At 73.7% G+C, this 11903-nt stretch carries 8 protein-coding genes; 1 reads left to right on the forward strand and 7 read right to left on the reverse strand.

Going from position 1 to position 11903, the window contains the following annotated elements; genetic code table 11:
- Nucleotides 1-181: 181 nt before the first annotated feature.
- On the forward strand, nucleotides 182-1309 hold the full coding sequence (locus O1G22_RS19570; RefSeq protein ID WP_270086466.1) for a glycosyltransferase family 39 protein: 1128 nt from the start codon (nucleotides 182-184) through the stop codon (nucleotides 1307-1309).
- Between the two features lie 3 nt (nucleotides 1310-1312).
- On the opposite strand, the gene O1G22_RS19575 is transcribed toward O1G22_RS19570, so the two are convergent.
- The 7 genes from O1G22_RS19575 to O1G22_RS19605 all read right to left on the reverse strand — a co-directional run bounded on the left by O1G22_RS19575 (nucleotide 1313) and on the right by O1G22_RS19605 (nucleotide 11894).
- Nucleotides 1313-1852, reverse strand: a complete 540-nt coding sequence (locus O1G22_RS19575) for a YbjN domain-containing protein (RefSeq protein ID WP_270082514.1) — start codon at nucleotides 1850-1852, stop codon at nucleotides 1313-1315.
- Nucleotides 1853-1926: 74 nt separating this feature from the next.
- The gene (locus O1G22_RS19580; protein WP_270082515.1) at nucleotides 1927-3519 is read right to left on the reverse strand and encodes an amino acid adenylation domain-containing protein; all 1593 of its coding nucleotides are present in this window, start codon (nucleotides 3517-3519) and stop codon (nucleotides 1927-1929) included.
- Complete coding sequence (locus tag O1G22_RS19585) at nucleotides 3512-5143, reverse strand: ABC transporter substrate-binding protein (protein ID WP_270082516.1); 1632 nt, start codon at nucleotides 5141-5143, stop codon at nucleotides 3512-3514. Before O1G22_RS19585 ends, O1G22_RS19580 begins: the two co-directional genes overlap by 8 nt.
- A gap of 145 nt (nucleotides 5144-5288) precedes the next feature.
- Nucleotides 5289-6350 (reverse strand): MupA/Atu3671 family FMN-dependent luciferase-like monooxygenase, encoded by a 1062-nt coding sequence (locus O1G22_RS19590; RefSeq protein WP_270082517.1) that lies wholly within the window; start codon nucleotides 6348-6350, stop codon nucleotides 5289-5291.
- A gap of 30 nt (nucleotides 6351-6380) precedes the next feature.
- The gene (locus O1G22_RS19595; protein WP_270082518.1) at nucleotides 6381-6593 is read right to left on the reverse strand and encodes an MbtH family protein; all 213 of its coding nucleotides are present in this window, start codon (nucleotides 6591-6593) and stop codon (nucleotides 6381-6383) included.
- Complete coding sequence (locus tag O1G22_RS19600; protein WP_270082519.1) at nucleotides 6593-7912, reverse strand: MFS transporter; 1320 nt, start codon at nucleotides 7910-7912, stop codon at nucleotides 6593-6595. The genes O1G22_RS19595 and O1G22_RS19600 overlap by 1 nt, the downstream gene beginning before the upstream one ends.
- Before the next feature lie 34 nt (nucleotides 7913-7946).
- Nucleotides 7947-11894 carry a non-ribosomal peptide synthetase gene (locus O1G22_RS19605; RefSeq protein ID WP_270082520.1) on the reverse strand — a complete coding sequence of 1316 codons (3948 nt, stop codon included), beginning with the start codon at nucleotides 11892-11894 and terminating at the stop codon, nucleotides 7947-7949.
- Nucleotides 11895-11903: the final 9 nt, after the last annotated feature.

Below are 11903 nucleotides of genomic sequence, written 5' to 3' on the forward strand. Positions count from 1 at the left end.
GGGGTACCCCTGCTCGAACGAAGTTGAGAGCTTGGGGGAGCGACAAGCCACAACGCACCCGCAGACGGGCGACGAGACGCAAACCGACGGCGCGTCACCGCACGGCCGAAACGAGCGTCGCGCAAGGTGCTCAGATGTGACCCACGCCAGCCCCCTCCGCACCGCTCTCAGCGCCCGCCCCATCACCACGCCGAAGCCGGCGCCGCACCTCGTCGCCGTAGGCCTCTTCCTCGGTGCCCGGCTCGCCGGCGCGGCCGTGCTCACGCTCGTCGCCACGCTCGCCGGCCAGCGCCCGCTCGCGCTGCTCGGCCGGTCCTGGGACTCGGTCTGGTACCTGGGCATCGCCGTGCACGGCTACGGCCACGACCTGCCCTCCCACGCCCCGGGCGTCCACAGCGACCTGGCCTTCTTCCCGCTGTACCCGGCGCTGGTGCGGGCCGTGACGGCGGTGCTGCCGGTCACCGGGGGCGCGGCCGGGCTGCTGATCTCGTGGGCCGCGGCCGCGGTGGCCGCCGCCGGGATCTACGCGGTCGGCGAGCTGCTGTACGGGCGGTCCACCGGGATCGCGCTGGTGCTGCTGTGGGGGCTGCTGCCGCACTCGGTGGTGCTGTCGATGGCGTACACCGAGCCGCTGCTGACCGCGCTGGCGGCCTGGTCGCTGTACGCGCTGCTGGCCGGCAACTGGCTGTGGGCGGGCGCGCTGGCGGCGCTCGCGGGGCTGTCCCGGCCGAACGGGTTCGCGGTCGCCGCCGCCGTACTGGCCACGGCCGGCTGTGCGGTGTGGCGGCGGCGCGGAAAGGTTTCCCACAGGCTGTGGACGGGCGCGGCGCTCGCCCCGCTGGGCTGGGCGGGGTATGTGCTGCGGGTCGGCCTGCACGAGGGTGATCCGCTGGGCGGCTATTTCGAGGTGCAGCGGCAGTGGGGGTCGAGGTTCGACTTCGGGCGGGGCTCGCTGCACTTCGTGCATCTGATGGTGGCGCACGGCAGCCCGTTCGTGTTCCCGGTGGCGCTGCTGATCGTGGCGGCCGGGACGGTGCTGTTCGTGCTGCTGGCGCTGGACCGCGCCCCGGTGCCGCTGCTCGTGCACAGCGGGGTGCTGCTGCTGATCGCGCTCGGCGGGTCGGGCTTCTTCGAGTGCAAGCCGCGGTTCCTGCTGCCGGCGTTCCCGCTGCTGCTGCCGCTCGCGCGGCTGCTGGTCCGCCTGGCACGAACCCGGCCCTGGCACACGACCATGCTGGTCGCGACCCTGGCCGGGTTCAGCCATCTCTACGGCGCGTACCTGGTCGTCTACGCGCACACTCCCCTGTAGGGGCTACTGCTCGTCGCCCTCGGGCTCGTCGCCCGGGTCCGCCTGGTCGAGGTCCTGCTCCAGGCCGAGCTGCTCCAGCAGCCACTTGTCGAACTCGATCGCGGCCCGCACCCAGCTGACCGTCGAGGAGACGAAGTGGTTGATGTCGACGCCCGTGCCGATCAGCATCTGGGCCTCGCCGATGAGGCGGACGGTGCCGTCCTCGTGGGTGTGGGTGTAGACCTTGGGCCACAGGGTGCGGCGGTTCCAGTCGTCGACGGCCTCCAGCAGCTGCGCCTTCTCGTCGATCTTGTGGGGGCGGTCGTAGAAGGTCCGCACCGAGAAGACCGCCTGGTCGGCCTCCCCGCGGAACATGAAGTACGTGCGGAACTGCTCCCACGGAGCCGCGAGGTCACCCTCCTCGTCGACGACGTACTTCAGCTCCATCTGGTCGAGGAGCTGCTTCACGAGGTCCTGATCCGGAAGGACGGGGCCCGCCGGTCCCTGGGGCTGCGGTTCGGGCTGGCCCCCGAAGTTCGGAATCGAGGACGGGTCGATGCTCACCGTGAATTTCCCTTCATTGGATGCCGCCATCCTCCCCCATGCGGGGAGGGGGGAAGCAAGCCCCGACCCGCCTGTCATCCCTGGGCGGACAGAAGTGCGCCGACCGCCCTTCGGTCGATCTTGCGGTTGGCGTTGAGGGGGAAGGCGTCGAAATGGGTGAAGGACCTCGGGAGCATGTACGCGGGCAGCCGCTGCGCCAGCTGGCCACGCAGGGTCAGGGCGTCCTGGGCGTCCCCGGTGTAGGCGGCTTCCAGGGCCGGCTCGGCGCCCTCGGCCCTGCGCACGCTCACCACGGCCTCGGCGATCCCGTCGACCGAGCGCAGGGCCGCCTCGACGTCCCCCAGCTCGATGCGGTGGCCGCTGATCTTCACCTGCTGGTCGAGCCGCCCCAGGTGCAGCAGCGCGCCGTCCGCGCCCCGCCGCACCCGGTCGCCGGTGCGGTAGTACAGCTCCGGGCCGGGCGCCCCGGGCCCCTCGTGCACGGTGGCGCGCCGCCCGTCGAAGCGGAGGAACCGGCCCGCGTTCTCGACGGGGTCGAGGTAGCCGGGGAAGCGCTGCGGGCCGCGCAGGCACAGCTCGCCCTCGTCGGCCGGGCGGCCGTCGTCGTCCAGGACGAGGGCGTCCAGATGCGGGTAGGGCGTGCCGATGGGCACGGTGCCGTTGGCCGTGGCGGGCCAGTGGGCGGGGTCGGCGGGCAGCCGGTGCTGGGTGCAGGAGACGGTGACCTCGGTGGGGCCGTAGAGGTTCTCCAGCACGCTGCCGGGTGCCGCCGCCTGCCAGGCCGCGGCCTGGTCCAGGGTGAGCGGTTCGCCGCCGAACAGGGTCCAGCGCAGCTCGGGCATGCTGCCGGGGGCGAGGTCGCGCAGCCTGCGGGCGTAGGTGATCACCGACGGGACGGAGAACCAGTGGGTGATCCGGCGCTCGCGGATGAAGCGGGCCGGGCGGACCAGCTCGGCGCGGGCCGGTACGACGAGGGCGGCGCCGGTGCTCCACGCGGTGAACATGTCCCAGGCGGTCGGGTCGAAGGTGAGGTCGAAGGTCTGCGAGACACGGTCCTCGGGGCCGATGCCGTAGCGGTCGACCGCGTAGTCCAGTACGGCCGCCGCGTTGCGCTGCGTCACCGGGACGCCCTTGGGGGTGCCGGTGGAGCCGGAGGTGAACACGATGTACGCGACCGCGTCGGAGCGCGGCTCGTACGCCGGCAGGGCGGCGAGGCCCTCCGGTGCGAGCCCCGGTGCAGGCTCCGGTGCGAGCCCCGGTGCAGGCTCCGGTGCAGGCTCCGGTTCGGTGAACGGCAGGACCGGGCACGGGAATCCGGCCACGCCGGCGGCGTCCGGCTCGGCGAGCACCGCGTCCAGTCCCGCCGCCCGCGCGATCGCGGTGAGCCGGGCCGGCGCGACCCGCGGGCCCAGCGGTACGGCGGCCGCGCCGAGCCGCTGGGCGGCCAGGTAGGAGGCGTACGCGGCGACGGTCCGGTCGGCGAGGACGCCGACGCGCTCCGGGCGCCGCCCGCCGAGCGCGTCGAGCACCCGGGCCGCGGTGTGCTCGGCGAGCCGGCGCAGCTGCGCGTAGCCGAGGACCCGGCCGTCCGTCTCCAGCGCGGTCCGCCCGGGATGCGTGCCGGCCGACGCGGCGAACCGCTCGTACAGCGTGCGCGGTTCAGCCACGGCCGCCGCCCTGCGCCGCGGGCGTCACGTACGCGTCGTAGTACACCGGCGTGCCGAGGAACGACGAGGTGAACACCCCGCCCACCCGTGGGCCGCGGACCGCCAGGTAGACGTAGGAGAAGACCGGCACCAGCGGGATATGACAGGTCGTCAAGGTCTCGTCCAGCGCGGCCCATTCGGGCGCGGCGAGGTCGGCGGGCAGGGCGGAGACGCGGGCGATCTCGGCGTTGACGCCGGGGTCGTCGAGGTAGGTGTAGTTCGCGTTCCCGGTGGCGCGCAGGGTGCGTCCGTCGAAGCCGGTGAGCAGCGTCGAGGCACCGGGCCAGTCGGCGGCCTGGCACATCAGGTAGAGGTCGTACGCGTGGCCGCGGGTGAGGACGGCCGCGTTGTGCCGGGGCCGCTCGATCTCCACCAGCTCGACGGCGAATCCGGCCGCTTCGAGGGAGCGTCGCACCTCGGCCGCGCCGGCGGTGAAGTACGCGCCGTCGCGGCTGAGCAGCCGCAGCGTACGGCCGTCCCAGCTGTCCGGCAGGCCGCGCGGGCCGCCCGCGTGCGGGTCCGGGTAGGGGCGGTGGCCGATGGTCGCGGGCGAGAGGATGCTGTGGGTGATCTCGCCCTGCGTGGCACCCGCCATCGCGCCGAGGACCGCCTCCTTGTCCAGGGCGCGGGCGATCTCCCGGCGGACCGCCACGTCCGTCACCCGGGCCGTGTTGATCGCCAGGTACCAGACGAGCGGGGTGCGGTCGCGGCGCAGCCGGGGGCCGAGCGCCGGGTCGGCCAGCAGCTGTGCGGCGACCTCCTCGGGAGCGTTGTTCTCGGCGACGGCGACGGCGTCCGGGCCCTCGCCGGCGTGGGCGCGCCGGTTCTGGGTGGCGGCGTCGACGCCCAGTTCGAGCTCGACGCGGTCCGGGTGGTCGTGCCGTACGGCGTCGGTGGCCGGGTCCCAGTGCGGGTTGCGCTCCAGGACGAGGCGCTCGCCGGGGACGTGTTCGGCGATGCGGTACGGCCCGGAGGCGAGCGGCGCCTTGCCGTAGCTCTCGCCGGTGTCGGCGTCCCGCGGCACCGGCACGGTGGTCACGAGGGCCGCGGCGAACGGCAGGTCGGGGCGCGGCTGAGGGAAGCGGAACACCAGGGTGCGCGCGTCCCGCACCTCCAGGCCGGGCACCTCGTCGGTGCCGTCGGTGAAGGGGCCCGCGTAGGGGCCGGCCGCGCGCAGCCAGTCCTGGAGGTGCTGGGGGCCGCCCGCGAGGCTCTCCTCGAAGGAGCGGGCGATGCCGTGGGCCACGTCCGCCGCGGCGATCGGGCGGCCGTCCTCGTAGCGCAGGCCGGGTTTGAGGGTGAACTCCCAGGTGCGGCCGTCGCCGTCGACGTCCCGGCCGGGGTGTTCGGCGAGGTCGCCGACCAGCCGCCAGCCGCCCTCGCCGTCCTCGGCGAACATCGTCAGGGTGCGGAAGAGGAGGTGGCCGAGCGCGGTCGCCTGGATGGTCTGGATGCGCTGCGGGTCCAGGTGGTCGTGGTCGGCGTCGCGCAGGATGCGCAGCGTGCCGCCGCGCACCGCACCCGGCACCGGGCGGGCCGGTCCCCGCGAGTCCCGCGGGTCCCAGGCGATGGATGCCTTGCTCATGGTCGTGCTCCGAGGGGTCCGGAAGGGCTGGAGGAAGGGCTGAGGGAAGGGCTGGGGGAAGGGCTGGGGGAAGGATTGAGGGGAGGGCTGAGGGAGGGGCTGGGGGAAGGGCCGGGGGCGGTGCGGGCGCCCCCGGCGGGCGCTGTCACGCGGACGCCTCGCGCAGGGCGCCGAGGCGCTCCAGGCCCGTCAGCACCTCGTCCTTGGCCACCCCGAAGTCGATCAGGCAGGCCAGTTCGTCGACGCCCGCGGCCCGCGCCCGCTCCACGACCGCCGCCGCCTGCTCCACCGTCCCGAACAGGCCGCTGGTGGTGTAGTAGGTGTCGAAGGAGCGCCGTACCAGGAAGTCGATGTCGGACTCGCGCAGCTGGTCGGGGTCGAAGCCGGAGAAGATGCTGCCGGCCGAGCGGGCGATGAGCCCGAAGGAGCTCTTCAGGTACGCGGTGAACGGCTCACGGACCGTCTCCTTCACCTGCTCCGGGTCCTCGCCGAGGTAGGTGTGCAGCATCAGGGCCACCTGACCGGGCCGGCCGTCGTGATCGGGGCGTTCGGCGAGCGCCTTGCGGTACAGGGCGATCTTCTCGGCGAGCTGGTCGAAGTCCTGGCCGAGGAGATGGGTGAGCACCCCGGCGCCCGCCGCACCGGCCGCACGGAACGTCTCCGGGCCGCCCGCACTGGTCACCCAGACGGGCAGCTCGCGCTGGACGGGCGGCGGGAAGACCCGCACCTCGGCCGGGTTGCCCGCGCCGTCCGTGACGGCCAGCGGCTCGCCCCGCCACAGGGCGCGCACCTGCTCCACGGCCTCGATGACGGCGGTCTTGCGGCCCGCGTAGCCCTCCGGGCGCAGCGCGAAGTCGACCGCGTTCCAGCCGGAGGCCAGGGACAGCCCGGCCCGGCCGCCGGAGAGGTTGTCGACGACCGACCACTCCTCGGCGATGCGCAGCGGGTGGTGCAGCGGGGCGACCACGCTGCCCGCGCGGACGGCGACCCGCTCGGTGACGGCGGCGACGGCCGCACCGGTCACGGACGGGTTCGGGTAGAGCCCGCCGAAGGGGTGGAAGTGCCGCTCGGGCGTCCACACGGCCGAAAAGCCGTGCGTGTCGGCGTACTTGGCGCCTTCGAGCAGCAGGTCGTAGCGGCCGCCGCCGCTGTCGCCGGCGCCGTCGGCGACACTGCCGTCGGCGAAGTAGAAGAGACTGAAGTCCATCGCAGGGCCTCTCGGGCGGGTCGGTGCCGGTCAGCGCAGGCTGAGCGGGCGCAGGTCGGTCCAGACGGTCTCGATGTGCGCGAGGGCCTCGGCACGCGTGCCCTCGAAGCCTTCGGCGCGCCAGCCGTCGGGCACGGGCAGCAGCGCGGGCCACACCGAGTACTGCTCCTCGTGGTTGACGACGACGAGGTGGCGGGGCTCGGCGGGTACGGCGGTCTCGGGGGTGTCGTACGACTCGGGCATCAGGCTTCTTCCTTGGTCACAGGGGTGGTCAGGGGGATCTGGGCGGGCAGGTCGAACCGGATCCGCGCCAGCGAGGACAGGGCGAGCGGGACCAGCGCCGAGGACAGGCCGATCGCGGTGATCAGGACCGTGGCGCGCAGCCCGAAGGCACCGCCCAGCAGACCGCCGGCGAGGGCGCCGACCGGGGCGATGCCCATGGCGACGAAGCGGTTGGTGGCCGCGACCCGGCCCTGGAGCGAGTCGGGGGTGAGGGTCTGCCGGATGCTGAGCACGGTGACGTTGTTGGCGACGCCGAACGACGCGAACAGGAAGTTGATCAGCATCAGGGTGCCGACGGCCAGGAATCCGGAGCCGTGCACGGTGGAGATGCCGAGCATGACCAGGTTGGCGATCGAGGCGGTGACGAGCATCGTGCGGCCGTAGCCGAACCGCTGCGGCAGCCGGCCGGCGAAGGCCGCGCCGACCAGGAAGCCGGGGCCGAGCGCGGCCATCACCAGGCCGATCTCGCCCGCGCTCAGGCCCAGGGTGCGCGGCATGAACTGGACGAAGGCGACCTCCAGCGCGGTGAACGACAGATTGAAGATGGAGGCCATGACGGTCATGGCGCGCAGCGGCTCGTTGCCGAAGACGAACTTCAGGCCCGCCCACACCTCGCGCAGCGTCCCGGCGGGGGTGACCCGCTCGGACTGCTCCGCCCTGTCCTCCTGGTGCCGGATGGTGGCGACGGTCAGCGCGGACACCAGGTAGGACAGCGCCCCCGCCAGTACCGCGACGGGCGCGGTCAGCCACTGCACGAGCACACCGCCGAGCGCCGGGCCGCCGATGGTGGCCGCGGACTGGCTGGCGCCCAGTGCCGAGTTGCCGCGGGTGAGCTGCTCGCGCTCCACCAGCCGGGGCAGATAGGCCTGCCCGGCCACGTCGAACAGCACGCTGCCGCAGCCGGCGAGGAAACCGAGGACGTACAGCCAGCTGATGCCGAGCCGGTCCGTCCAGTACAGGACGGGCACGACGGACAGCACGAGCGCGCGGCCGAGGTCGGTGGCGATGAGGATGTTCTTGCGCCGGGCCCGGTCCACGAGCACACCCGCGAACAACGAGACCAGCAGATACGGCAGTTTGACCACCGAGGTGAGCAGACCGACCTGCGCGGAACTGGCGGCCAGGGCCAGCACCGCGACCAGGGGCAGGGCGAGTTCGCTGACCTGGGCGGCGAACAGCGAGGCGGTCTGCCCGGTCCACAGCCGGGTGAAGTCGGCGTTGCGCCAGACGCTGGGGGTGGGCGGGGCCGCCGCCTCCGCTGCGGTGGTGGCGTCCGTCATGAAGTGCTCCTACGTAAGGGGGAGTTGATCGGGCTCAGGACGTGGCGGGGACGCCGTGCGGACGGCCGGCGGCCGCGTCCGCGAGGCGGCGCGCGACCTCGGGGACGTTCGGCTGTTCGAGCATGCTGAAGTGGTCGCCGGGCGACTCGTCGATCAGCAGCGTGCCGCCGACGCGCGGCTGCCAGCCCATGTGCCAGCCGTCGAACAGCTCGGTCTCGGCCCGGATCAGCACCGCGTCACCGCGCAGCGGCTCGCGCGGGGTGTCGCGGTAGGTGAGCAGGGCGCGGGCGTGCCGGGTGTACAGCTGGACCAGGCGGCGCAGGTCGTCCACGGAGCGGGCGTCGGCGCGTTCGTCGCCGGTGCCCTGGGTGAGCTTGACGACATGGGCGAGGCGGGCCTCGGGGTCGAGGGCCTCCAGTTCGGCCTCGGTGACGTCGAGCCGGCCGGCGAACGCGCCGAGGATGGCGGCGGACTCGCTGGTGGCGTAGCGCGGCGGGACCGGGTCGTCGATGCTGGCGCTGATGATCGTCAACATGCCGATCTCCTCGTCGGCGGCCTCCAGCTGCCGGGCCATCTCGTAGGAGACCATGCCGCCCATGCACCAGCCGCCCAGGAAGTACGGCCCCTCGGGCTGGATCGCGCGCACCTCGGACAGATACAGGGCGGCGATCTCCTCGACGCTGTCCGGGCGGGGCACGTCGGGACCGGCGTACTCCGGGGCCTGGAACGCGTACAGCGGGCGGTCGGGGTCGAGGACGCCGACGAGTTCGGAGTAGCAGAAGACGCTGCCGCCCAGCGGGTGGACCAGGAAGAACGGCGCCTTGGTGCCGGTCGAGCGCAGCGGCACCAGCGTGGAGGCGGCCTGCTGCCGCTCGCCGGTGACGATCGCGGCGAGCTTCTCGATCGTGCCGCCCTCGAACAGCGCGGCCACCGGCACCTCGGCGTCGGTGATGTCCGGCAGCCGCATGACGACCCGCAGCGCGGAGATGGAGTTGCCGCCGAGGTCGAGGAAGGCGTCGGTGACGCCGACCCGCTCCACACCGAGGACGTCCCGCCAGATCGCGGCGATGGCCTCCTCGGTCGGGGTGCGGGGCGCGACGAAGGCGCCGGCGGTGGTCTCCTCGCGGCCGGGCGCGGGCAGCGCCAGCCGGTCCACCTTGCCGTTGGGGGTGAGCGGGAAGGCGTCGAGGACGACGAACGCGCTGGGCACCATGTACTCGGGCAGCGCGGCGCCGGCCAGCTCGCGCAGTTCGGCCGCGGTGGGCGCGGCGGGGCCCTCGGGGGTGAGGTAGGCGGCCAGGCGGGCGTCGCCCGGCTGGTCCCGGCGGGCCATGACGACGACCCGGCCGACGGCGGGGTGCCGGGCCAGCACGTTCTCGATCTCGCCGAGTTCGATGCGGAAGCCGCGCACCTTGACCTGGTGGTCGGAGCGGCCCAGGAACTCCAGCCGCCCGTCGGGCAGCCACCGCGCCACATCGCCGGTGCGGTACATCCGGGCGCCCTCGGCCACCGCGCCGGCGTACGGGTCGGGCACGAAGCGGTCGGCGGTCAGGTCGCCGCGCCGGGAGTAGCCCCGGGCCAGGCCGTCACCGGCGATGTAGAGGTCGCCGGGCACGCCTTCGGGGACCGGGGCGAACGACTCGTCGAGGACGTAGACCCGGGTGCCCGCGATCGGCCGGCCGAGCGTGACGGGCTCTCCGGGGCGCACCTGGTCCAGGCAGGACCAGATGGTGGTCTCGGTGGGGCCGTAGGCGTTCCACACCACCGGGAAGCGGGCGGTCAGCTCCTGGGCGAGGTCCTCGGGCAGCGCCTCGCCGCCGGAGATCACCCGCAGCCGCTCGTCGCCCGTCAGGCCGGCCTCGATCAGCAGCCGCCAGCTGGACGGGGTGGCCTGCACGACGGTCGCGCCGGAGCTCTCCACCGCCGCCCGCAGCCGGGGGCCGTCCACGGCGATGTCCGGGGCGACGATCAGCTCGGCGCCGGTGAGCAGCGGCAGGTACACCTCCAGGGCGGCGATGTCGAAGGAGAGGGAGGTGACGGCCAGCAGCCGGTCCTCCTCGGTGAGCCGGAGGTCGCGGCCGAAGGAGAACAGCAGGTTGAGCAGCGCGCGGTGCGGGATCTGCACGCCCTTGGGGCGGCCGGTGGAACCCGACGTGTAGATGACGTACGCCAGGTGCTCGGGCCCGGCCTGCGGCAGCGGGTCGGTGCCGGGCCGGCCGGCCGCGGCCGAGCGGTCCACCTCGATCACGGCGGTGCCCTCGGGGACGGCGGGCACGGCGAGCCCCGGTCCGGTCAGCAGGACCGGGACGCGGGCGTCGTCGAGCATGTACGCGAGGCGTTCACGCGGATATCCGGGGTCCAGCGGCACATAGGCGCCGCCCGCCTTCAGCACCGCGACCAGGGCGACGATCAGCTCGGCCGAGCGCTCCAGGTGGACGCCGACCAGGGTGTCGGGGCCGACGCCGCGAGCGCGCAGCTCGTGGGCGAGCCGGTTGGCCCAGGCGTTGAACTCGCCGTAGGTCAGGGCGGTGTCGCCGAAGCGTACGGCGATCCGGTCGGGGTGCTTGGCGGCTCGCTCGGCGAGCAGCTCGGGCAGGGTGCGATCGAGGTCCCAGCCGGCCGCGGTGTCGTTCCACTCGGTGAACAGCCGGTCGAGGTCGGCGCGGGCGAGCAGCACGGTGGCGTGCACGGCCGCGTGCGGGTCGGTGACGAGGGCGTCGATGGCGTCGGCGTAGTGGCCGCCGACGCCGGCGATCCAGGCGTCGGTGAACTCGGCGGCGTCGTAGTTGAGGCGCAGCCGGACCTGGCCGGTGACCGGGTCGGTGCCGAAGTTGGCGGTGAACGGGAAGTTCGTCTGCTCGAAGAACTCGCCGCCGGTGACGGCCAGTTGCTCCAATTCCATGTCGTAGCCGCGGAAGCTGCGGTGGTCCACGACCGTCTCGAAGAAGCCCGGCCGGCGCAGGTCGCGGAGCATCTGGGCCATCGGGTAGCGGCGGTGCGGCAGGGCGCCGCTCTCGGCCGCGTGGATACGGCGGGCCAGCTCGGTCCAGGTGGTCCCGGTGACGTCCACGACGAGCGGAAGGGTGTTCAGGAACAGGCCGACGACCTGGTCGCCGTCGGCGGTCTCCGGCCGGCCGCCCGCGACCAGTCCGGTGACGACCCGGCTCCGGCCGGACAGCAGCGACAGCACGCGGGCGTGCGCGGCGAACATCACCGCCTTCACCGGCACCCGCGCCTCGGCGGCCACCGCGCGCAGCTTCTCCCCGAGGCCCTCGGGCAGCGGTACGTCGTGCACCCGGGCCTCGCGTACAGCGCTGAGCGCGGCGTCCGCGCGCCGGGGCAGGCCGCTGAAGTCGGTGTCCTGCAGCAGGCCGGACCAGTAGGCGCGGGACTCCTCGCTGGCCAGGGCCTCCTGCTCCAGCGCCAGGTAGTCACGGAACCGGGTGACGGGGGCGGTCGCCGGATCGGGGCGGCCGGCGAGCCGGGCGTCGTAGCCGGTGATCAGCTGGTTGGTCACCAGGGACAGGCTCCAGCCGTCCAGGATCGCGTGGTGGAAGCTCAGGTTGAGCCGGAAGTCGTCGTCGGCGAAGACGTGCACGTGCAGGGTGAGCAGCGGGGCCCGGGTGAGGACGAACGGCGTCGCCTTCTCCCGCTCGGTCCACGCGGCCACCCGCCGCTCCTGCTCGGCCGCGTCCAGGCCGCGCAGGTCCTCGACGGTCAGCGGGGTGTCCACGGCGGCGTGCACCAGCTGCACCGGCGTGCTGAAGCGGGTGAGGTCGAAGGAGCTGCGCAGGATGTCGGAGCGCTCGATCACCCCGGCGAGGGTGGCCCGCAGGGCGGTCTCGTCGAAGCGGCCGGACAGCCGGACGGCGGAGATGTCGTGGTAGGTGGGGGTGTCCGCGTCGGCGTGGCTGTGGAACAGCATGCCGGACTGGAGCAGGGTCAGCGGATAGGCGTCGATGATGTCGTCGTGGGACGGCACGGGGTTCCT

This window comes from Streptomyces camelliae, from assembly GCF_027625935.1.
Taxonomy (GTDB): Bacteria; Actinomycetota; Actinomycetes; order Streptomycetales; family Streptomycetaceae; genus Streptomyces; species Streptomyces camelliae.

Coding starts and splice junctions, on each gene's coding strand:
- O1G22_RS19585 (WP_270082516.1), bottom strand. CDS start 5,143: ATGAGCAAGGCATCCATCGCCTGGGACCCGCGGGACTCGCGGGGACCG.
- O1G22_RS19590 (WP_270082517.1), bottom strand. CDS start 6,350: ATGGACTTCAGTCTCTTCTACTTCGCCGACGGCAGTGTCGCCGACGGC.
- O1G22_RS19595 (WP_270082518.1), bottom strand. CDS start 6,593: ATGCCCGAGTCGTACGACACCCCCGAGACCGCCGTACCCGCCGAGCCC.
- O1G22_RS19600 (WP_270082519.1), bottom strand. CDS start 7,912: ATGACGGACGCCACCACCGCAGCGGAGGCGGCGGCCCCGCCCACCCCC.